This is a genomic window from Solibacillus sp. FSL W8-0372, assembly GCF_037969735.1.
Lineage (GTDB): Bacteria > Bacillota > Bacilli > Bacillales_A > Planococcaceae > Solibacillus > Solibacillus faecavium.
Genome location: NZ_CP150204.1, coordinates 3,817,570 through 3,839,855 on the forward strand (window position 1 = coordinate 3,817,570; position 22,286 = coordinate 3,839,855).

General features: G+C 38.5%; 26 protein-coding genes and 2 other annotated features. Of the genes, 2 read left to right on the forward strand and 24 right to left on the reverse strand.

The window, feature by feature from the left end; genetic code table 11:
* Positions 1 to 89: 89 nt before the first annotated feature.
* The 16 genes from rplL to MKY13_RS19590 all read right to left on the reverse strand — a co-directional run bounded on the left by rplL (position 90) and on the right by MKY13_RS19590 (position 12,213).
* Positions 90 to 449: a 50S ribosomal protein L7/L12 gene (gene rplL, locus MKY13_RS19515; RefSeq protein ID WP_191701140.1), complete on the reverse strand. Its 360-nt coding sequence runs from the start codon at positions 447 to 449 to the stop codon at positions 90 to 92.
* 71 nt (positions 450 to 520) lie between these two features.
* Positions 521 to 1,021: a 50S ribosomal protein L10 gene (gene rplJ / locus MKY13_RS19520; protein ID WP_191701139.1), complete on the reverse strand. Its 501-nt coding sequence runs from the start codon at positions 1,019 to 1,021 to the stop codon at positions 521 to 523.
* 32 nt (positions 1,022 to 1,053) lie between these two features.
* Positions 1,054 to 1,201 (reverse strand) — a sequence feature (ribosomal protein L10 leader region).
* A gap of 74 nt (positions 1,202 to 1,275) precedes the next feature.
* Complete coding sequence (gene rplA / locus MKY13_RS19525; RefSeq protein WP_191701138.1) at positions 1,276 to 1,974, reverse strand: 50S ribosomal protein L1; 699 nt, start codon at positions 1,972 to 1,974, stop codon at positions 1,276 to 1,278.
* 134 nt (positions 1,975 to 2,108) lie between these two features.
* Positions 2,109 to 2,534, reverse strand: coding sequence for a 50S ribosomal protein L11 (rplK, locus tag MKY13_RS19530; RefSeq protein WP_008406998.1), 426 nt, complete (start codon positions 2,532 to 2,534; stop codon positions 2,109 to 2,111).
* 175 nt (positions 2,535 to 2,709) lie between these two features.
* Positions 2,710 to 3,249 carry a transcription termination/antitermination protein NusG gene (nusG, locus tag MKY13_RS19535; protein WP_191701137.1) on the reverse strand — a complete coding sequence of 180 codons (540 nt, stop codon included), beginning with the start codon at positions 3,247 to 3,249 and terminating at the stop codon, positions 2,710 to 2,712.
* Between the two features lie 173 nt (positions 3,250 to 3,422).
* Entirely contained in the window at positions 3,423 to 3,608 is a 186-nt protein-coding gene (gene secE / locus MKY13_RS19540; RefSeq protein ID WP_191701136.1) for a preprotein translocase subunit SecE, read from the reverse strand.
* Positions 3,609 to 3,648: 40 nt separating this feature from the next.
* Entirely contained in the window at positions 3,649 to 3,795 is a 147-nt protein-coding gene (gene rpmG / locus MKY13_RS19545) for a 50S ribosomal protein L33 (protein WP_191701135.1), read from the reverse strand.
* Positions 3,796 to 3,872: 77 nt separating this feature from the next.
* A complete protein-coding gene (gene sigH, locus MKY13_RS19550; RefSeq protein ID WP_191701190.1) occupies positions 3,873 to 4,496 on the reverse strand; it encodes an RNA polymerase sporulation sigma factor SigH in 624 nt (207 codons plus the stop codon).
* Between the two features lie 94 nt (positions 4,497 to 4,590).
* Entirely contained in the window at positions 4,591 to 5,103 is a 513-nt protein-coding gene (locus MKY13_RS19555) for an NYN domain-containing protein (RefSeq protein ID WP_191701134.1), read from the reverse strand.
* A gap of 4 nt (positions 5,104 to 5,107) precedes the next feature.
* Positions 5,108 to 5,971: a 23S rRNA (guanosine(2251)-2'-O)-methyltransferase RlmB gene (rlmB, locus tag MKY13_RS19560; protein WP_225231331.1), complete on the reverse strand. Its 864-nt coding sequence runs from the start codon at positions 5,969 to 5,971 to the stop codon at positions 5,108 to 5,110.
* A 2-nt stretch (positions 5,972 to 5,973) separates the two neighbouring features.
* The gene (locus MKY13_RS19565; RefSeq protein WP_191701133.1) at positions 5,974 to 6,387 is read right to left on the reverse strand and encodes a Mini-ribonuclease 3; all 414 of its coding nucleotides are present in this window, start codon (positions 6,385 to 6,387) and stop codon (positions 5,974 to 5,976) included.
* Positions 6,388 to 7,791 (reverse strand): cysteine--tRNA ligase, encoded by a 1,404-nt coding sequence (gene cysS, locus MKY13_RS19570; RefSeq protein ID WP_191701132.1) that lies wholly within the window; start codon positions 7,789 to 7,791, stop codon positions 6,388 to 6,390.
* A 90-nt stretch (positions 7,792 to 7,881) separates the two neighbouring features.
* Positions 7,882 to 8,104, reverse strand: a binding site (T-box leader).
* A 71-nt stretch (positions 8,105 to 8,175) separates the two neighbouring features.
* Entirely contained in the window at positions 8,176 to 9,636 is a 1,461-nt protein-coding gene (gene gltX / locus MKY13_RS19575) for a glutamate--tRNA ligase (protein WP_191701131.1), read from the reverse strand.
* 198 nt (positions 9,637 to 9,834) lie between these two features.
* Positions 9,835 to 10,311: a 2-C-methyl-D-erythritol 2,4-cyclodiphosphate synthase gene (gene ispF / locus MKY13_RS19580; protein WP_191701130.1), complete on the reverse strand. Its 477-nt coding sequence runs from the start codon at positions 10,309 to 10,311 to the stop codon at positions 9,835 to 9,837.
* A 101-nt stretch (positions 10,312 to 10,412) separates the two neighbouring features.
* Positions 10,413 to 11,114: a 2-C-methyl-D-erythritol 4-phosphate cytidylyltransferase gene (gene ispD / locus MKY13_RS19585; protein ID WP_191701129.1), complete on the reverse strand. Its 702-nt coding sequence runs from the start codon at positions 11,112 to 11,114 to the stop codon at positions 10,413 to 10,415.
* 13 nt (positions 11,115 to 11,127) lie between these two features.
* The gene (locus tag MKY13_RS19590; protein WP_191701128.1) at positions 11,128 to 12,213 is read right to left on the reverse strand and encodes a PIN/TRAM domain-containing protein; all 1,086 of its coding nucleotides are present in this window, start codon (positions 12,211 to 12,213) and stop codon (positions 11,128 to 11,130) included.
* Between the two features lie 287 nt (positions 12,214 to 12,500).
* On the opposite strand from MKY13_RS19590, the gene MKY13_RS19595 reads away from it, so the two are divergent.
* Complete coding sequence (locus tag MKY13_RS19595) at positions 12,501 to 13,148, forward strand: acetate uptake transporter (RefSeq protein ID WP_339214530.1); 648 nt, start codon at positions 12,501 to 12,503, stop codon at positions 13,146 to 13,148.
* 131 nt (positions 13,149 to 13,279) lie between these two features.
* On the opposite strand, the gene radA is transcribed toward MKY13_RS19595, so the two are convergent.
* From radA to MKY13_RS19630, 7 genes are all read right to left on the reverse strand, one after another.
* Complete coding sequence (radA, locus tag MKY13_RS19600; RefSeq protein WP_191701126.1) at positions 13,280 to 14,653, reverse strand: DNA repair protein RadA; 1,374 nt, start codon at positions 14,651 to 14,653, stop codon at positions 13,280 to 13,282.
* Between the two features lie 148 nt (positions 14,654 to 14,801).
* The gene (locus MKY13_RS19605; protein ID WP_191701125.1) at positions 14,802 to 17,246 is read right to left on the reverse strand and encodes an ATP-dependent Clp protease ATP-binding subunit; all 2,445 of its coding nucleotides are present in this window, start codon (positions 17,244 to 17,246) and stop codon (positions 14,802 to 14,804) included.
* Positions 17,243 to 18,340: a protein arginine kinase gene (locus MKY13_RS19610; RefSeq protein WP_191701124.1), complete on the reverse strand. Its 1,098-nt coding sequence runs from the start codon at positions 18,338 to 18,340 to the stop codon at positions 17,243 to 17,245. The genes MKY13_RS19605 and MKY13_RS19610 overlap by 4 nt, the downstream gene beginning before the upstream one ends.
* Entirely contained in the window at positions 18,337 to 18,879 is a 543-nt protein-coding gene (locus tag MKY13_RS19615) for a UvrB/UvrC motif-containing protein (RefSeq protein ID WP_191701123.1), read from the reverse strand. Before MKY13_RS19615 ends, MKY13_RS19610 begins: the two co-directional genes overlap by 4 nt.
* A 12-nt stretch (positions 18,880 to 18,891) precedes the next feature.
* On the reverse strand, positions 18,892 to 19,356 hold the full coding sequence (locus MKY13_RS19620; protein ID WP_191704114.1) for a CtsR family transcriptional regulator: 465 nt from the start codon (positions 19,354 to 19,356) through the stop codon (positions 18,892 to 18,894).
* A 176-nt stretch (positions 19,357 to 19,532) separates the two neighbouring features.
* The gene (locus tag MKY13_RS19625) at positions 19,533 to 19,838 is read right to left on the reverse strand and encodes a DUF4870 domain-containing protein (RefSeq protein WP_339214535.1); all 306 of its coding nucleotides are present in this window, start codon (positions 19,836 to 19,838) and stop codon (positions 19,533 to 19,535) included.
* 121 nt (positions 19,839 to 19,959) lie between these two features.
* Complete coding sequence (locus tag MKY13_RS19630; RefSeq protein ID WP_191701120.1) at positions 19,960 to 20,172, reverse strand: acyltransferase; 213 nt, start codon at positions 20,170 to 20,172, stop codon at positions 19,960 to 19,962.
* Positions 20,173 to 20,339: 167 nt separating this feature from the next.
* On the opposite strand from MKY13_RS19630, the gene MKY13_RS19635 reads away from it, so the two are divergent.
* The gene (locus MKY13_RS19635) at positions 20,340 to 21,653 is read left to right on the forward strand and encodes a globin-coupled sensor protein (protein WP_339214538.1); all 1,314 of its coding nucleotides are present in this window, start codon (positions 20,340 to 20,342) and stop codon (positions 21,651 to 21,653) included.
* Between the two features lie 100 nt (positions 21,654 to 21,753).
* Here the strand turns inward: MKY13_RS19635 and MKY13_RS19640 are convergent, their stop codons facing one another.
* A complete protein-coding gene (locus MKY13_RS19640; protein ID WP_191701118.1) occupies positions 21,754 to 22,245 on the reverse strand; it encodes an acyl-CoA thioesterase in 492 nt (163 codons plus the stop codon).
* Between the last annotated feature and the right edge of the window lie 41 nt (positions 22,246 to 22,286).

The following is a 22,286-nucleotide window of genomic DNA, read 5'->3' on the forward strand; positions in this document are numbered from 1 at the left end:
AATAAAGAAAAGCCCGCCGCAAAATTGTGACGAGCTTTCCTTATTAAGCTAAGCAATAGGCATAGCTATTAAATAAAGTTAAACTAAAATTATTTAACTTCTACTGAAGCGCCAACTTCTTCAAGTTTAGCTTTGATAGCTTCAGCGTCATCTTTAGAAACGCCTTCTTTAAGAGCTTTAGGAGCGTTGTCAACAACCTCTTTAGCTTCTTTTAAACCTAATCCAGTGATTTCACGAACCACTTTGATTACTTTAATTTTTTCTTGACCAGCAGATGTTAATACTACGTCAAACTCAGTTTTTTCTTCAGCTGCAGCAGCACCGCCAGCAACTACTGCTACTGGAGCAGCAGCTGTTACACCGAATTCTTCTTCGATTGCTTTTACTAAGTCGTTTAATTCTAGAACTGTCATAGCTTTGATAGCTTCTAAGATTTGCTCTTTGTTCATTTTAATTTCCTCCTATGGAATGTTTATTAGTTTAGGCAATTTGCCTGATTGTTGAAGTTAAGAGGCTAATATTAAGCGCCTTGCTCTTCTTTTTGTTCTGCAACAGCTTTTGTTGCAAGTGCGAAGTTGCGCACTGGAGCTTGAAGTACAGATAAAAGCATTGATAATAGACCTTCGCGAGATGGAAGTTCTGCAAGAGCTTTAACGTCTTCAACTGATGCCACAGTACCTTCGATGATACCAGCTTTAATTTCTAACGCTTCGTTTTTCTTAGCGAATTCGTTAATAATTTTAGCAGGAGCTACTACGTCCTCGTTAGAGAATGCGATAGCATTTGGACCAGTTAAGAATTCATTGATTCCTTCTAAACCAGCAGTTTCAGCAGCACGACGAGATAAAGTATTTTTATATACTTTGAACTCAACACCAGCTTCACGTAATTGCTTACGTAATTCTGTTACTTGCGCTACAGTTAAACCACGGTAATCTACTACTACGATAGAAGCAGCAGCTGAGAATTTATCAGCGATTTCTTGAACTTGAACTTTTTTTGTTTCGATTGCTTTGCTCATGATGACACCTCCTATTAGAATGAGTCATTTATACCGACAAAGAAAAGCCTCTACATCAAAATAGACATAGAGGCTGAAAGTACATCATCTTAAAAAGAATCCGAACTCCGATGTCCTCGGTAGGCTCATTAAGTGCAATATTGGCACCCCTACTGTCTACGGTACAAATGGATGATTCACAACAGCATTCATCTTATCAAGTAAGAGATGTGTTGTCAACAAATTTTATTTTACGATTTTTAAAAATCGGATAATTACTTAATAGTTACGTTAGCAGCGTCAACTTTTACAGCAGGACCCATTGTAGTTGTAACATTTACAGACTTCATGTAAGTACCTTTTGCTGCAGCTGGCTTAGCTTTTTGAACTACTTCAAAAACAGCTAAGAAGTTTTCTACTAATTTGTTTGTATCGAAAGAAACTTTACCAATTGGTGCGTGGATGATACCAGACTTTTCAGCACGGTATTCTACTTTACCAGCTTTGATTTCTTCGATAGCTTTTGTTACGTCAAATGTAACTGTACCTGTTTTAGGGTTTGGCATTAAACCTTTAGGACCTAATACACGACCTAATTTACCAACTTCACCCATCATGTCAGGAGTTGCAACGATTACATCGAAATCAAACCAACCTTGTTGGATTTTTTGGATGTATTCTGCATCGCCTACATAATCAGCACCAGCAGCTTCTGCTTCTTTAATTTTTTCGCCTTTAGCGAAAACTAAAACGCGTTGAGTTTTACCAGTACCGTGTGGTAATACTACCGCACCACGGATTTGTTGGTCATTCTTACGAGTGTCGATACCTAATTTGAATGCTACTTCTACAGTTGCATCAAAGTTTACTGAGCTTGTTTTTTGCGCTAATGCTACTGCTTCTTCAACAGAGTATAAAGTTGCGCGGTCGATTAATTTAGCTGCTTCTTGCAGTTTTTTACCTTTTTTAGCCATTATAATTTCCTCCTTGATTGTGGTTGTAACGGATTTGGACCTCCCACGAATAAAGGTTGCGCACTCATCAAACTAGTATCCGAGTGCAGCAACCTTCCAAAAAACAAAAACATCATCAAGTGTTGAAGATGGGATTAGTCTTCGATCGTAATGCCCATGCTTCGTGCAGTACCTTCAACCATTAACATAGCAGCTTCAACTGAAGCAGCGTTAAGGTCTGGCATTTTTTGTTCAGCGATTTCGCGAACTTTATCACGTTTAACCGTTGCAACTTTCTTACGGTTTGGTTCACCAGATCCTGATTGGATACCAGCTGCTACTTTAAGTAACACTGCTGCAGGTGGAGTTTTCGTAATGAAAGTAAATGAACGATCTTCGAATACTGAAATTTCAACTGGAATAATAAGACCAGCTTGATCAGCAGTACGAGCGTTAAATTCTTTACAGAATCCCATGATATTAACACCTGCTTGACCTAATGCAGGACCAACCGGTGGCGCTGGGTTTGCTTTACCAGCAGGGATTTGAAGTTTTACAACTTTAATAACTTTTTTAGCCACGAGACACACCTCCTTAAGTCCGTGATGTGGTAATAGGGTTGCCCCTCCCACTCAATATCTGTTCGTCAGCTAAGCCGATAACATTAAAACTAATTAAATCAAACATCAAATAGAATGACAGTCTGACCTATGAAATGATAACACTTTTAAATTGCTTAATCAAGTCTAAATAATTCTATATTTTTTGCACTTGGTTGAAATCTAGTTCCATCACTGTTTCGCGACCAAACATATCTACTAAAACTTTTAGTTTCGCTTTATCTACATCTACTTCTTCTACGCGACCTTGGAAATGTGCAAATGGCCCTTCAAGAACTTCAACAACTTCACCAACAGAAATTTCAACTTCACCTAATTGAGACTCGTTCATGCCCATTTGTGCAAGTAAACGTTCTGCTTCTTCCGGTAATAATGGCGTTGGCTTAACCCCGCCGCCTGAAGAACCGATGAAACCAGTTACCCCTGGTGTGTTACGGACTACATACCAAGCGTCGTCTGTCATAATCAACTCTACTAGAACATAACCAGGGAAGATTTTACGCATTACCGCTTTTTTCTTACCGTCTTCTTTTACATCGATTTCCTCATGCTCAGCTACGATTACTCGGAAAATCTTATCTTGCATACCCATAGTTTCTACACGTTTTTCAAGATTAGCTTTCACTCGGTTTTCATAACCAGAATACGTATGAACTACATACCAATTTTTCTCCATATAGGTAGGACTAAATCGTCCGTCCCTCCTTTACTTTAATGTGTTAGGGTATATATTTCCCCGATCACAAAACTTCAATAATCTATTTATTAACTATAAAACATTTTTTAACAAATGAAAAAACCCGTTATTTGAAATTGACGGGCTATTTCGAAATATTAACATGATATAGCTTATAGAGACAAGAACCAACGGAATAATTCTGAGATTCCTAAATCTGTAACCGTAAAGAATAACGCCATAACGATAACTGTTGAAATTACTACTACCGTATATTTCGTTAACTCTTTGCTTTTTGGCCAACTTGTTTTACGCATTTCCGAGCCGACTTCTTGAAAAAAGTTTGTTACCTTACTCATTTTGGCTAACCCCCGAACAACGAATTAATCTATTTTTTATTTATAACGTTTGTTTATGCGTTGTATGCTCGTTGCAATGCGAGCAAAATTTCTTTAATTCTAAGCGCTCAGTCGCTCCATCTTTTTTAGGAACGCTGTAGTTTCTTGAACCACATTTTTCACAGCTTAAAACGACTTTCTTTGCCATTTATATCACCTTTTCGGCAGTTTGTCCTTTAAAGACTAACACCTAAATTTCCCACTGTCAATAAAGGCTGTCAGTGTTTAAGTTATTTCTTTTAGTTCAAGATGCCGCTCTAATTTACGCTTTACCCGTTGCAGGGCATTATCTATAGATTTAACATGGCGGTTTAATTCTTCAGAAATTTCATTATAGGATTGGCCCTCTAAATAACGAGCCAACACTTGCTGTTCAAGCTCGCTTAATACCTCGCCCATCTTTTGTTCTAGATAAACATAGTCCTCACGGTTAATCATCAAATACTCTGGATCATCAGAAAGTGGACTCGTAATTATATCCATTAATGTCCGCTCTGATTCTTCATCATAAATCGGCTTATCTAAGGACACATAAGAATTTAAAGGGATATGCTTTTGGCGTGTAGCCGTTTTAATCGCTGTAATAATTTGCCTTGTTATGCACAACTCGGCAAATGCACGGAACGAAGCAAGCTTATCCTCTCTAAAATCTCGGATGGCCTTATATAAGCCAATCATACCCTCTTGGATAATATCTTCTTTATCGGCACCCACCAAAAAATATGACCGTGCTTTTGCTTTAACGAAAAGCCGGTATTTCGAAATCAAAAAATCTAACGCATCTGTATTGCCTAGATGCACCTGCTCTACAAGCCCTTCATCTGTCAAACGTTCTAAATGCAGTACCATTTGTAACTTCTCACTTTTAAGCAACGAAAATCACCTCAGCTACGCTAGAATTATTAGGAATAGTATAACTTAATTGGAAATTGCGGGCAAACTATTACTTAATCCCTCGTCTCCATTTTTCAAATTGTAGTTCTACTTCTTTCGATAATTTAATTCTTGAGGCCGGCTTTTCGTCAGTCGATTCTTTTACTTTAGAGGAAATTTTCGACTGAATAATTTGCATCTCAATTTCAAGCTCACGTGCGGACTTCCTTAAAGCACCGTGACCGAATACGACATTTTGCTCTGTCATATCGGAAGTTGCCACATGGATTTGAATTTTGCGCCCTTTCAACTCGGTCGATAACTTTTCAATACGCTCATCTGCTGTTTCGTTTTTACGCGTGTAGATTACTTCCACAGCATGCTGAATATAGAGTTGCTCTGTGCCCGGTACAAGGTGTGCATCAAACACAACAATCACACGCCACCCTGTATGCGCTTTATATTCAGCCATTCTTTCAATCAAGCGATCGCGCGCATCTTCAAAGTGGGGTTCGCGTAATGGACGCAGCTCACTCCATGCACCTATCATGTTATAGCCGTCTACTAGCAAAATGTTTTGCATAACCTCATCCGTTAGCTTCTTGTCGTTTACGGTACACTTCATACATAAGCAGTGCTGCTGCTACGGAAGCGTTCAATGATGTAACATGACCAACCATTGGTAAGTGATATAAGAAATCACATTTATCTTTTAAAAGACGGCTCATTCCTTTACCTTCACTACCAATAATTAATGCAAGCGGTAATGTTGCATCCATTTTACGATAATCGGCCGAACCTTTAGCATCTGTTCCCGCTATCCAAACGCCACGGTCTTTTAACTCGTCCACTGTTTGGGCTAAATTCGTTACACGCACAACTGGTACATGCTCGATAGCGCCCGTTGAAGCTTTTGCAACAACTGCCGTTAAACCTACCGCACGACGCTTCGGTATAATGATACCATGTACACCGATTGCATCTGCCGTTCGCATAATTGAACCTAAGTTATGAGGGTCCTCTAGCTCATCTAAAATAAGGAAAAACGGATCTTCATTTTTTACTTTTGCCACTTCAAATAAGTCATCTAGCTCTGCGTAGTCATATGCTGCAACAGATGCAACAATTCCCTGATGGTTTTCTGCTAGTTTATCTACTTTTTGCTTTGGTACAAATTGAACTAACACACCTTGCTCTTTCGCTAAGTCCATTAATTCCTGTACACCTGTTTTCTTAACACCTTCAGCGATCCATAATTTGTTGATTTCACGACCTGCACGTAGCGCTTCTAATACCGGATTTTTCCCGGCAATCATTTCTCCGGTTACTTCCTCTTGGGCAGCCTGAGGTTTTTCCTGCTGTTTTTTATCGTGAGCTTTAAAGGTATCCGCCTTTTTGTCGCGACCTTTAGCATCGCGCGGCTTACGACCTTGCTGTCTTTTTTCTGCCATAGTTACTCTCCTTTTGAATGTTCTACGATTTCTATTGCGTAATCTATAATTTCATTTGCCCGGTCATGTTCTTTGCTTAAAAATAAATAGCCTAAAACAGCCTCAAAGCCCGAACTATTTCGATATGTGCGAACATCTGTATTTTTAGGGACAGAGCCTGATTTGGCATTGCGCCCTCTACGGAAAACGGCTTGTTCTTCATCTGTCAAATAGTTTTCGTCAATCATGCGATGTACGATGTTTGACTGAGATTTGGCCGAAACATATTTTGTCGCTTCTTTATGCAATGTATTTGGCTTTGCGCGACCAGATAAAATTAAATATTCTCGAATTCTTTGTTCAAGCACGGCGTCCCCCATATAGGCGAGCGCCAGTGCATTTAACTGTATGACATCATGCGGTGTTAAGTTTTGCATCTATTGTCCTCGTTTCCAGCGTGTTCCTTGACGAGTATCTTCCAGCACAATATCCATACTTAACAATTGGTCACGAATTTCATCTGACCGTGCAAAATCTCTGTTTTTACGAGCTTGGTTACGCTCTTCAATCAATGCCTCTATCTCTTCGTCCAATAAACCAGCTTCAATTTTCACTTTAATTCCCAATACTTCTCCAATTGCATCAAACATATTTAATATCGCTTGCAACACAGCTTTATCAGTATTAGTTTCTTTTAAATAAACATTGGCAATATGTGATAGTTCAAACAATGCCGAAATCGCATTTGCTGTGTTGAAGTCATCATTCATTGCATTTTCAAAATCAACTTTCACTTGATTAACTTTCTCAAGCCATTGTTCGCTGTCATCCCCTAAGCTTGCCGATAATGCCAAACGGTGCTCAGCATTTGCATAAGAGGTACGAATACGATCCAATCCGTTTTTCGCCGCTTCCACTAAATCTTGCGCGAAGTTGATTGGGTGACGATAATGAACAGACAACATAAAGAAACGCAGTACTTGCGGATCGATTTGCTGACGAATATCATGCACTAATATAAAGTTACCGAGGGATTTTGACATTTTTTCATTATCAATATTAATATAGCCATTATGCATCCAATAACGTGCAAATGTTTTATCGTTATGCGCTTCTGATTGCGCAATTTCATTTTCGTGGTGAGGGAATGTTAAATCCTGACCTCCTGCGTGAATATCGATTGTATCACCTAAATGCTCACGTGCCATAACAGAGCATTCAATATGCCAACCTGGGCGTCCTTCTCCCCACGGAGAGTCCCATTTAATTTCCCCTACTTTGGCTGCTTTCCATAAGGCAAAATCTAACGGGTCTTCTTTCTTTTCACCTGCTTCAATGCGAGCGCCTACTTTTAAATCATCGATCGATTGGTGGCTTAACTTTCCATAGCCATCGAATTTACGTGTACGATAATAAACATCGCCTTGAGATTCATATGCATAACCCTTATCAATTAGCACTTTAATAAATTCAATAATATCGTGCATATGCTCTGTTACACGTGGATGGGCATCCGCTTTTTGGCAACCCAATGCAGTAATGTCTTCAAAATATGCAGCAATGAAGCGGTCTGTTAACGCCGATGTTTCTTCTCCCAGCTCATTGGCAGCTTTAATAATTTTGTCATCAACATCGGTAAAATTCGATACGAATTTCACTTCATAGCCGGCATACTGGAAATAGCGTCGTACCGTATCATATACGATGACTGGACGTGAATTTCCGATATGAATGTAATTGTATACTGTAGGACCACATACATACATTTTCACTTTGCCATCCTCTAATGGAATAAAGGGCTCTTTTTGTCTCGTTAACGAATTGAAGATTTGAATACTCATTTTGCCGCTCCTTTTTATATACATTCTTTTTTAATTAAATATTCACTTTTTATTTCTACAAAAAAGCGTCTCCATCACCTAGTTAAAGGTGACAGAGACGCTATACGCGCGGTTCCACTCTGGTTGAAAAAATACGAATACTTTTTCCGCTTGAAAGTCCTTTAACGGGGACAAATCGACTTAACTTACTATAATTTCAGTTAAATACTCGAAGGTGCATTTCAGCTTTGCCTAGACCTAGATCACTTTCAGCCGGTGATGATCCTCTCTAATAAGGTATGCGCCGCGTACTTCTCCTTCTCAACGTGCTAACTTTATATACAATTTACATTCATTTTACATTTATTTTCTGAAAAATCAATCATTAATATTACTCTTAGATAACTATTCAGCAAACTTCCCGACACGGGCGATTGTTTTTTCCTTGCCGATTAAGGAAATGGCGTTCGGTAATTCCGGTCCATGTGTTTGACCAGTCGTCACAACTCGAATCGGCATGAATAGGTTTTTACCTTTTACCCCTGTTTCTTTTTGCACGGCTTTAATAGCCGCTTTAATTGAGTCTGCATCAAAGGATTCTAAAGTTTCTAACTGAGTTTTAAATGCAGCCATAACAGCTGGCACTGTCTCACCTGCTAATACCTCGTTTGCTTCTTCATCATATGCAATTTCTTCTGTGAAAAATAGGCTCGATAATTCTACGATTTCAGCCCCGAAGCTCATTTGCTCATGGTAAAGTGCGATTAAATCAGAAGCCCATACATGCTGCTCTTCTGATAACTCTTCTGGTAGTAAGCCTGCTTTTTGTAAGTGTGGCAATGCTAGTGCAACAACTTCTTCACGAGACATTTTTTTAATATATTGGTTGTTCATCCATGTAAGTTTTGTTTTATCAAACATAGATGGTGATTTTGATAAACGTTTTTCATCAAAAAGCTTAACAAGTTCATCATGAGAAAAGATTTCCTCTTCCCCTTCCGGAGACCAGCCTAGTAAGGCAAAGAAATTAAACATTGCTTCCGGTAAATAACCAAGCTCTTTATATTGCGTAACGAATTGAATAATTGATTCATCACGCTTTGATAATTTTTTGCGCTCTTCATTTACGATTAATGTCATATGGCCATATTGTGGATATTCCCATCCGAAGGCATCAAAGATCATCATTTGTTTTGGTGTATTCGATAAATGCTCTTCCCCTCGGAATACATGCGTAATTTCCATAAAGTGATCATCTAATACAACAGCATAGTTGTATGTTGGAATTCCATTTGCTTTCACAAGCACCCAGTCACCAACATCCTTTGATTCAAACGATACTTCACCACGAACTAAATCATTGAAGTTATATGTCACATCTGCTGGTACACGCATACGGATTGTATATTGCTCGCCCGCTGCTTCTTTTGCAGCAACTTCTTCTGATGTTAAGTGACGGCATTTCCCTCCGTACATTGGAGCAGCAATACCCTTCGCTTTTTGAGCGTCACGCTCTGCTTCTAGCTCTTCTGATGTACAGAAACATTTATATGCTTGACCTGATTCCAACATCTTTTCTGCATGCTCTTTATAAATATCCAGGCGCTCCATTTGGCGATACGGTGCATACGGCCCCCCAATATCCACTGACTCATCTGGTACAATACCTAACCAACGTAAGTTATCAAGTTGAGAAGCTTCTCCACCCTCTACATTACGCTCGATATCTGTATCTTCAATACGTACTACAAAAGTTCCGTTATGATGTTTTGCATATAAATAGTTAAATAAAGCTGTACGTGCGCCACCGATATGTAAAAATCCTGTTGGCGATGGTGCATAACGAACTCGAACTGTTTTCGTCATAATATTGCCTCCTAATTTTAGCGTTAATACGCTCGACCATTTTTAATATAAAAAGTATACATTTTTTTATATGTGTAAGAAAGAACATTATATTGCACTATACTTTCACAATAAGTGTCTTTTTAAACCTTGTCCATTCTACCACTGTCAGTTACTAAGTTAAAGCAACATATGTTGATTTTCACACCTAATTTTGCCTTAAGCTTTCACTAAAAGAATTGTTGCCATTGCGGCAATACCTTCTTCACGACCAACAAATCCCAATTTTTCGGTCGTTGTTGCTTTTACATTTACTTGTGAAGGCTCTGCATTTAATAATTCTGCGATACGGTTTTGCATTTGCGCAATATATGGCGCCATTTTTGGACGCTGAGCCATAATCGTGCAATCTACATTGCCTAATTTGTAGCCCCGTTCTTCAACCTTTTTCCAAATGTATTCAAGTAACTTCGCTGAATCGGCATCTTTCCACTCTGGATCTGTATCCGGGAAGTGTCGACCTATATCTCCTTCACCAATTGCCCCTAATGCTGCATCTGTCACGGTATGCAAAAGTACATCAGCATCTGAATGCCCTAGCAAGCCGCGCTCATGGGGAATTGTAATCCCACCTAAAATTAATGGACGTCCTTCTGCAAACTCATGAACGTCAAAACCTTGTCCTATTCGAAACATAATAATGCTAGCTTACAAAGTAAACTAGCTTTCACCTTCTTTCTGCTAATCTCATTACCCATAGTATAATCAACTTCTACAAAAAAAGCCTTGAAAACCTTTTACTTTTCAAGGCTCTTTCTAAAGTTATGTTTTTCTAAAATAGCTTCTCCAAAAATCAAGTCTTCCTGAGTCGTCATTTTTACATTTTCGTAGCTGCATTCTACGATGTGAATATCATGCCCTAATCGTTCTACTAGCATCGCTTCATCCGTTCCTAAAAAACCAACCTTTTCAGCTACATCTTCTGCTTCAGCCAATAAATCATACCGGAATGCTTGCGGTGTTTGAACCATCCATAAAGACTCACGGTCAATTGTTTCTTTAATGAGTCCATTCTGCACAATTTTCATCGTATCTTTTGCACGAACGCCTGCAATGGCTGCTCCTTTTTCGTATGCAACCTTTGCAAGTTCTGTAATTTTTGGAATCGTAATAAAAGGCCTTGCTGCATCATGAACAAGAACAACCTCTACTGCCTTCATTTCTTTAATACATGAATGCACTGAATGTTGCCGTTCTTCTCCCCCTGTAGGGAGCCCTTTTACTTTTGTAATATTATAATTTTCGATGAGCGATTGTATAAATAATCGTTCCTCATCCTTTACTGCTAGCCAAATTCCTGTGCAGTTTGCATCTTGTTCAAAAACAAGAAGAGTATGCACTAAGATGGGTTTATCCGCTAAGTTTAAAAATAGTTTATTTTGCCCAGCGCCCATACGCTTCCCACTACCTGCTGCCGGCAAAACGACTTCATACCGCAAAATACTTCACTTCCTAATCTTCTTTTGGCTTCGCGAAAATCATTCGCCCGGCTGATGTTTGTAATACACTTGTTACCGTTACTCTAATCGCCTGCCCGATATAGCTACGACCGCCTTCTACAACAATCATCGTACCATCATCTAAATATGCTACCCCTTGATTGTGTTCTTTACCATCTTTAATCACAACTACTTGCATATCTTCACCAGGAATAACGACAGGCTTGACCGCATTTGCCAAATCATTAATATTCAATACTTTTACACGGTGCAATTCGCAAACTTTATTTAAGTTAAAATCATTCGTTAAAATTTGTGCACTCATATTTTTAGCTAAACGGACCAACTTTAAATCTACTTCAGCCACATCTTCAAAATCTACTTCAGTAATAAGGACTTTGGATGACCGTTCATCCTGAAGACGCTTTAGAATATCCAATCCTCTGCGACCACGCGTACGTTTTAACGTATCAGAAGAATCTGCAATATGCTGAAGCTCTGTTAGTACAAACTGAGGCACGACTAAAATCCCTTCAACAAACCCTGTCTCGGATATGTCCGCTATACGCCCATCAATAATAACGCTCGTATCAAGCAATTTATATTGCTCTTGCTCCTGTTCCTGCAATTCTTTTCCAGATGTCTCATTAATACGCTTTTTATTGGATTTCCCTGTAAAAATCTGCATAAGCTCGTCACGCTTACTAAAGCCTAATCTAAAGCCTAAATATCCTAGTACAATCGATAAGATTGCTGGAACAACCGCAGTAATTACAGGTATATTCATTTGATTAATTGCCACACCAACTAATGTTGCTACACTTAGCCCTACAATTAAGCCAAGCGTCCCAAACAACAAATCTGCTGCAGGCAATTTAAATAATACTTCTTCTAACCATGTAATTAATTTTACAAAGTAATCGGATAACGCAAACGATAGAACAAATAATAAAGCAGCACCTATCGCAACACTAAAGTATGGATTATTAAGCCACGGATTGGATGATAAATTCATAAATTCGTATAATGGCGGTAAGAAAATGAGACCTAATGCTCCACCGATAAATAAAAATGCTACTTGGATAATTCTTTTTAACATTTACTATCACCTCCATCAATAATTATACATATAATGCCCTGTTCATGCGAAGCACAACCATCAATATCGCAGCAAAATAGAAATATTAATTAAAGACTCTATTTATGTAAGTTCCATGCCTTCATTAATATTAAACATTTGCAGAGAATTCTCCCTTTCTATTTGTTGAATTTACATTATATCTTTTCGATTATTACAGAGTTCGTTCAAAATTATACTCACACATAGCATTTAGATATTATTTTAATATAATAGAAAAATGACAACATAGAATAGGAGAATACGTTATGGATACAACAAAAGAAATAAAAATCTCAACCGCTGACCCATCTGCAATCGGGTTATTCGGTTTAGCTATTGTGACATTTGTGGCTTCAACTCAAAAATTGGGATGGACTGAAGGTTTAGGTTTAGTCATTCCCTGGGCAATTTTCTTAGGTGGGATTGCACAATTTTACGCGTCAGTATTAGATTCAAAGCATAATAATACATTTGGTACGACAGCATTTGGCGCATATGGTTTATTTTGGATGGGTGTAGGTATGAGCTGGTTCGTTCAAGCCGGTGTGTTCGGTGAAGCATTGCAAGCATCTGTTGATACACGTCAGCTTGGCGTTGTGTATCTAGGGTATTTAATCTTTACCCTATTTATGACGATTGGTGCAGCTGAAACAAATAAAGTTTTATTTTCTATCTTTGTAATGATTGATTTACTATTTATCGGTTTAGCATTAAGCTCATTTGGGATAATGGAGCACGGTATGCATTTATTAGCCGCTTATTCTGAATTAATTATTGCGCTTTTATCACTATACGGTGCAGGGGCTAATGTATTAAACAAGCATTTCGGCTTCAATTTCTTACCGATTGGAAAGCCTTTTGGCATTTTCACAAGAGAAGCATTTGAAAAGAAAGATAAAACTGTAAAAGCATAATTTATTGTTGTACAAAATAAAGCGTCGCAATTTGGTTTCTACCCATTGCGACGCTTTTTTATCTACATTGTTCCCCGCTTTACGGACAACTTCTATTTTCTCCCGCGCTCATCGAGAACACAAAAGGTTTACTATAAATTTTGAAAAGATTCCCGAAGTGCATCACTAATCGTTTCAACACCGACTACTTGTATATCTGCAGGGAACTCCCAGCCCCCAATATTTGAGGCTGGAATAAATGCGCGTTTAAACCCTAGCTTTGCCGCTTCTTGTACACGCTGCTCAATTCTAGAAACGCGACGTACTTCACCAGTTAATCCTACTTCCCCAATAAAGCAATCGGTCGGGCGTACTGTTTGATCTTTAAAGCTCGAAACAATACTCGTTAATACCGCTAAATCAATTGCCGGCTCATCCAGCTTCACCCCACCGGCAACTTTAATATAGGCATCCTGTGCCTGAAGCATCATACCCATCCGTTTTTCCAATACTGCCATTAAAAGCTGCACACGGTTTTGATCAACCCCTGTAGCCATGCGTTTTGGATAATTGAAACTTGTCGGCGTGATAAGTGACTGTATTTCCACCAAAATTGGTCGTGTCCCTTCCATTGACGCTACAATTGTCGAGCCTGGTGCACCTTGTGAACGTTCCTGTAGAAACAGCTCAGACGGATTCAATACTTCTTTCAATCCACCGTGGAGCATCTCGAAAATCGCAATTTCATTTGTAGAACCAAAACGGTTTTTTTGACTCCGTAAAATACGGTGGTTATGGTGACGCTCCCCTTCAAAATACAAAACAGTATCTACCATATGTTCTAAAATACGCGGCCCTGCAATCTGACCTTCCTTTGTAACGTGACCAACCAAGAAAATCGCGATGTTTTTCGTTTTCGCAATACGCATTAATTCTGCTGTACATTCACGTACTTGAGAAACACTCCCCGGCGCACTCGTTACTTCTGGATGATGTACTGTTTGAATTGAATCGACTATAACAAATTTCGGTTGTACTTCATCAATTGTTTGATTTAAAAATTCCAGATTTGTTTCCGAGTAAATATAAAGCTCTGGAGTGTGAACACCTAAGCGTTCGGCTCTTAGTTTCGTTTGACGTACAGATTCCTCGCCGGAAATGTATAACACACGCTTTCCTTGATTAGAAAGAAGAGCAGATACTTGTAATAGTAATGTCGACTTCCCTATTCCTGGGTCTCCCCCTATCAATACAAGTGAGCCTGGGACAATTCCGCCGCCTAAAACGCGATTAAATTCATTCATTTCTGTGGCAATACGTGTTTCTTCCTGTACCTCCACATGAATAATAGGTGTTGCCTTTGTAGCGGTTGTAGAATGCTGGAACGCACCACGCGGCCCTTTTGTGATGACTTCGACTTCTTCGTTCATCGTATTCCATTCGCCACACCCTGGGCAACGTCCCATCCATTTTGCCGCTTCATAGCCACAGCTGCTGCACATAAATTTCGATTTCTTTTTTGCCATTTTGCTAGCTCCTTCGAATGTTTGTTCCTATAATTGTACACGAAACAAAATCGAATACCCACTAATCAGTCGTAAAATTCATTTTGGGCTTCAAAAATGGCTAAAAAAAGACGAGGCAGGAAATAACCTACCTCGTCTTTTTATTCCATTAATTTGTTGATACTTTTTCTTGTGTACGGACGATGAACTCATCACTTACATAATCAAGTACCACTGTTTGCGATTTATCTAATGTCCCTTTTAACAGTTCTTCAGATAAACGGTCTTCTACATGTTTTTGCAATGCACGACGTAATGGGCGGGCACCATATTGTGGATCGTAGCCTTCTTCAGCAATCTTTTCAAGTGCAGCATCTGTAAGGTGCAGCTCAATTTCTTGCTCTTTAAGACGGTTTGTTAAAGAGTTAGCCATTAATGATACGATTTCTTTTAAGTGAACTTTCTCTAATGAGTGGAACACAATCATTTCATCAATACGGTTTAAGAACTCTGGGCGGAATGCTTTTTTCAGTTCTTCCAGCATTGTACCCTTCATATCTTTATCTTTCGATTCATTTAATCCTGCACTAAATCCAACATGCTTACGGTATTTCAATGCATCCGCACCAACGTTTGATGTCATAATAACTACCGTATTACGGAAATCTACAACACGACCTTTTGAATCCGTTAAACGACCATCTTCCAGTACTTGCAATAAGATGTTGAATACATCTGGATGTGCTTTTTCGATTTCATCAAGTAATACAACTGAGTATGGTTTACGACGAACTTTTTCCGTTAATTGACCGCCATCATCAAAGCCCACATAGCCTGGAGGTGAACCAACTAAACGTGAAGTCGAATGTTTCTCCATATACTCTGACATATCTACACGGATCATCGCATCTTCATCACCGAACATTACTTCTGCCAGCGCCCTTGCAAGTTCCGTTTTACCGACACCTGTAGGACCAAGGAAGATGAATGAACCGATTGGACGTTTAGGATCTTTTAATCCCGCGCGTGCACGACGAATAGCTCGTGAAATTGCTTCCACCGCTTCACCTTGACCGACTACACGCTTGTGTAATTCTTCTTCAAGGTTCAGTAATTTCGCAGATTCTGCTTGTGCAATTTTAGAAACTGGAATTCCAGTCCACATTGCAACAACTTGGGCAATGTCATCTACATATACTGTCGACTCTTCTTTACCCTGCTTTTCTTTCCATTCCTTTTTCATTTGCTCTAGCTCTTGTTTTAGCTTTTGCTCCGAATCACGTAACGCTGCTGCCTTTTCAAATTCCTGACCTGAAACAGCTGCATTCTTTTCGGATTTTATGCCTTCTAACTTATCTTCCAGTTCTTTTAAATTCGGTGGAACTGTATATGAACGTAAACGTACTTTCGAACCTGCCTCATCAATTAAGTCAATCGCTTTATCCGGTAAGAAACGGTCTGAAATGTAACGATCTGATAATTTCGCCGCCGCTTCTACTGCTTCATCCGAAATTTTCACACGGTGATGTGCTTCATAACGGTCACGTAAGCCTTTAATAATTTGGATGGTTTCATCAACAGACGGCTCATCGACTTGGATAGGTTGGAAACGACGCTCCAATGCAGCATCTTTCTCAATATATTTACGGTATTCATCAAGTGTTGTGGCACCGATACATTGTAATTCCCCACGAGCTAAAGATGGTTTTAAAATGTTTGATGCATCAATTGCACCTTCAGCACCACCTGCACCGATTAGTGTATGAAGCTCATCGATGAAAAGAATAATATTGCCTGCTTGGCGAATTTCATCCATAACTTTTTTCAAACGGTCCTCGAATTCACCGCGATATTTTGTACCTGCTACTACAGTACCCATATCAAGTGTCATAACACGTTTGTCACGTAGTGTTTCAGGTACTTCATTATTAATAATTTGCTGAGCTAATCCTTCAGCAATGGCTGTTTTACCGACACCTGGCTCCCCAATTAGTACTGGGTTGTTTTTCGTACGGCGTGACAATACTTCCACGACACGTGTAATTTCTTTTGAGCGTCCAATGACAGGATCAAGTGAACCTTCTCGGGCAACTGCTGTTAAGTCACGTGCTAAACTATCCAACGTCGGTGTATTTACAGTTTGCGCCATATTTGACGTTCCACTATTATTGGCATCATTATTTCCTAAAAGTAATAAAACTTGTTGGCGTGCTTTATTAATACTTACACCTGTGTTAGCCAATACTCGTGCTGCAACACCTTCTCCTTCACGAATTAATGCCAATAGAATATGTTCTGTTCCTACATATGCATGACCTAATTTACGTGATTCGTCCAATGAAAGTTCGATTACTTTTTTAGCACGCGGTGTGTAATGTACGATAGGCCCAACTTCCTCGGTACCTTTTCCTACTAATTCCTCTATACCTGTTTCAATCATTTGAGGGCTAATATTAATTGCTTCCAATGCTTTTGCAGCAATCCCGCCACCTTCACGAATTAAGCCAAGTAAAATATGTTCTGTTCCAATTTCTTTATGCTTAAGGCGAATTGCTTCTTCTTGAGCAAGTTGTAATACTTTCTGAGCACGTTGTGTGAATCGATTGAACATCATAAAAAATCCTCTCCTTTTTCCCCATTGTTTGTAGCTTCATCTTGCTCGTTTAACTTATCTTGTAAAAGCTTTGCACGATACATATCGCGCTCTGCTGGTTGCAAAGTAGTACCAATATATTGCTGAATGAGTCCAGGTTGCATTAAAAGCATGCACTCATTTAATTTACGCTGTGAAATAGGTTCTAATAATCCTAAACTTACCCCAAGACGGACATTGGATAAACAGCTTGCGGCTTCTTCACTCGGTAAAATTTTTGCATACTTCAATGTACCAAGTGAGCGACTTAAACGGTCTTCTAATATTGAAGGCGCTCGCATCAACAAATTCTTCCGAGCAAGCTGTTCTTTTTGTATCACTTGCTCTACTACTTCTTGAAGCTCCTGCAAAATTGTTTCTTCAGATTTACCTAAAGTGATTTGATTAGAGATTTGATAAATATTACCTAAATTTTCACTTCCTTCTCCATATATACCCCTCACTACCATTCCTAATCTTGTCATCATCTGAATTAAGGCATTCATTTGTTTAGTCATCGTAAGTGCTGGTAAATGAAGCATGACAGAGGCTCTAAGTCCCGTTCCAACATTGGTCGGGCAACTTGTTAAGTATCCATATCGGTCTTCATATGCATAGTTGATTGACTTACTTAAGTAGCGGTCAATTGTTCTAGCTTCCTGAAAGGCTTCTTTTAAGTTCATGCCTTGTGTCAGGCTCTGAATCCGAATATGGTCCTCTTCATTTACTAATATGCTAATGGATTCATCTTTTGTTAAAAAAAATGATCCTATTTTTTTTCTTCGTGCCAAGTTAGGGCTTATAAGGTGCTTCTCCACTAGGATTTGACGCTGTAATACAGGCATATCTTTTATTTGGAAGTAGGAAAATTGATAAGGGTTTACGTCTGTAGATAGTAGAACCTTCATCATTTTATCTTCGACTACCTGTGCCTCTTCTTCTGTAAAACTTATCGGAAATCGAGTATTGGCAATATTACGAGCAAGTCGAATGCGTGTGCTTATGACGATATCCGATTCGCTTTCATGTTGCATCCAGCTTGGACTAGCATTCGTTAGAAAATGCTCGATGTTCATGCGTTCCCCTCTCCTTCCTGTTTAATTTTATTTTCCAATTCACGTACTTCATCACGAATCAAGGCTGCATCTTCAAAGCGTTCCTCAGCAATCGCCTGATGTAATAATGTACGGAGTTCGTTAATTTGTTGTTCGATTTTTTCTTTTGATGGGGCATTTTTTTCGTACCCTACATGCTGTGTGCCTGCTTGAATGCGCTCAAGCAACTGTGGTAATTGCTCGCTAAATGTCTCATAACACTGACCACAACCAAATTTACCTTGCTTTAAAAATTGTCGGTACGTAAACCCACAAGAAGGACATGCTTTTTGAGTGGTAGGCTGTTTCGTTGCATTTTCTTTTTTTGCATTCACCGGTACAAAATTGAACCAATTCGATATAAGTTGTTGAAGAGAGGTTGGCTCTTCACTCACATCAAATTGAAATGGATGGAATTGTGTAGCGCATACTTCACAATAGTGACGTTCCACTTTCTGACCGTTATGAACTTGTGTTACGGTTACATTTGCATGACGCTGCTTACAATGCTCACATATCATATATTTACACCTCTACTTTTCAAAAGAAATCGTTTGTAGCATTGCATGCATAATGCGTGCCCTTAACTGATCACGGAGTGGTAAACCTACCTGTAATGTGACACGATCGAGGGCTACTTTCATAATGCTTGCTTCACGCTCGGTAATAATATCCTCTTCCAACAATCGATAAATAATATGCTCTGCATTCGTCTGTGCAATGGCATTCCCTATCTGTGTTTCCATTTCATCTAATAAGTTTTTCTTTGAGTGGATTGTTACTCGCAAAATTCGAATATAACCGCCACCCCCGCGCTTACTCTCTACATAGTATCCATGTTCGGTCGTGAAACGCGTATTGATGACGTAATTGATTTGGGAAGGAGCGCAGGAAAATTGCTTCGCTAATTCATTTCGCTTTATTTCAATATGTCCCTGTCCATCTAATTCAATAACTTCCTTCAAATACCCTTCAATTATGTCAGATATATTCCTCATGCTGTTCTCACCTCTCATCAACTGACTTTGACTATCTTTGACTTAAATATACAATATTTATTTTTTGGAATGCAACTATTTGCTCTTACTTAAGTTTCCCCTAAATTACAACAATAAATCCCTATTAATGTAAAAAAACAGCCGAGTTTGTTTTGTACAAACTCGACCGCTTAATCTTATACCCAACGACCGACAATTGGATAATTCCAATCTTGGTCTGATAATGCTTTTATAATTCCTATCACTGGAGCACCCCAGAAGATTATGAAGAACACCAATAAGAATGGTAAACCGATTAACACAATTGAGAAGATCCCTGCAATTGTTAATAAAATACCAAATACAACTTGGAATAGTAATGCTTGCATTGCAGTACGTTTTACTTCGGATTCAGTAGTTATTAAGAAAAATAGAATCGGTACTAGGAAAGGAGCAAAAAAGGCACTCGCATGAATAATAATTTTTGACCATTTAGATTCCATTTGTTATCAACCTCACTTTATATTGTTAACTTATTTACGAATAATATTCATAAAAGTTTCATAGCAGGAATAAAAAAATCCCGATTCTTTTATCGAGATTTCTTAGAGAACAAACTTCTGATTAATATGGACCTCTATCATCCGGGTTATCCCCTTCTTGAGGAAATAAAAAATACGAAATTATAGCTGTTAAAATGGTAGCTCCTATCACAATCAATATTCGATCACGGTCGCCTACTTCTGCATAATTATTGACTAACATAATATAAGAAGCAATTGCAACCCCCAATGACAATGGTATAACAAATTTTAAACGACCTTTATGAAATTTCATTTTTTCTACGCCCTTTGAATCTATTTTTGTTAGTTTCTATCATACCTGGTTTAATTTTAAATTACAAATTCTTCAATAATAAGAATTTATACCGAAATAATAATGATAATACCAATAAAAAATAGTAAGATTGTAATAGTTGGAAAATTAATGAAATGAGGAATAGTATGGGCATTCTATTTGCAAGAGCGACTAAAGTTTCAAAAAAAACTTACTTTGATATAGATAAATATTCTCAAGAAGTTTCTTTAGATGTTTCGAAGTATCCCGATTTAAATAAACAGCTTCAATTATTAAAATTAACAAACGATGACTTAGCCATAATCAAACAGCTGGAGCCCTTTGCACCAGAAATCATTCCTACTATGGTGGAACAGTTCTATGCAGCAATTAGTTTAAGCACGGAGCTTACTGATATTATAAATAATACAAGTAAAATAGACCGATTAAAAGTTACTCTATACAAACATTTAGAAAGTATTTTTAAAGCTTCAATTGATTCGCATTACTTAGAAGAGCGTCAGACAATTGCACATGTACATGTCAGAATTGGTTTAAAATCAAAATGGTATATTGCTTCGTTCCAATCCTTAATAACGACATTTATTGAGTTTATCGAAAAGATTGATATGCCGAACTCCGAAATGGGTAAAGCCATTAATGCTTTCTCGAAAATTATTAATCTCGAACAGCAGCTTGTTATCGAAGCTTATGAAAAGGAAGAACAGCGAATTCGTATGGAAAATGTAGAGTTGCAAACAAAACTAATCGACCGGATTCAAAATACCGCACAGGAATTGTATAGCATTAGTGATGAAACAAACGATTCTTTACAGGAAATAGCCAGCCAATCTGAAGAAATCGCTTCTAATACAGAGCAAGGTTTAAATTTAGTCGCGGAGACAGAAGACAAATCGACAACCGGCACAACCTATTTAGTGAGTCAAACGGCAATTATGAAGACGATTTTAGACCGAGTAGAGACATTGGAAACTTCAATGGTTACACTTCGTCAATCCTCTCAAAAAATTGCTGATATCGTAGGGTTAGTTACAGGTATCGCTGATCAAACGAATTTACTAGCGTTAAATGCATCTATTGAAGCTGCCCGTGCAGGAGAACATGGTAAAGGTTTTGCTGTCGTAGCGGATGAAGTTCGAAAGCTTGCAGAAGAAACGAAAAAAGCAGTTCAAAATGTGTCGCAATTAATTAAAGAAACTGAGCTCAGTATTACCCAAATGTCTCATTCTGTTTCGAGTGTCGATGAGCAGGTCAAAATGAGTGTCGATACTCAAAAAAATTTAACGGATTCATTTACTTCTATTACAGAAGCTGTATCCGGCATTAAAAAGAAATATGAAAATACTAATGAAGACATTCATACCATATCCTCTGTCATTACGGGATTAACACATACAACCAATCTTGTCTCAACTTCTTCTGATTCGTTGTTGCGCATCGTTCATGAATTAAATAACTAATTTTCAATTAGCGGTGTTTTAAATAGCTATTAAGAAAAATGAAGAGGCAGTGGTAAAAGGTTTCCCTTTATCACTGCCTCCTTTGATTATTGCTAAATTGTCATTTAAGCAGGCGATTTTTTGATAAGACCCGCTTTTGCTTTCGATGTTCTTGACGAATAGGACCTGTTTCAAATAAATGACGTTCAAAATCCGTTTCCGGCTCAACACCTGGTACTTCTTTCGGATTGCCATTTCCATCAATTGCAACCATTGTCACGAAAGATTCTGTCGTTAATTTTTTTGCTCCGGTTTTAACATTTCTAGAAACTACACGTACATACACTTCCATTGATGTACGTCCCGTCCCAGAAACGACTGCCTCTAGCTCTATCATATCACCTGCATATGCTGGTGAGACAAAATCTACGGAGTCGAAAGATGCTGTGACGACCTCTCCCTGAGAATGTTTCATTGCTGCAATTGCCGCAATCTCATCAATATATGCTAATACTTTTCCCCCGAATATAGATTGATGGTGATTCGTATCAGGAGGTAGTACTAATCGAGTTTGGATAGATTTTGAATAACTCATTGGTAAAGTTGTTTTCATAAATATCCTCCTTTCTAACTACACTCCATGTTACTATTCGA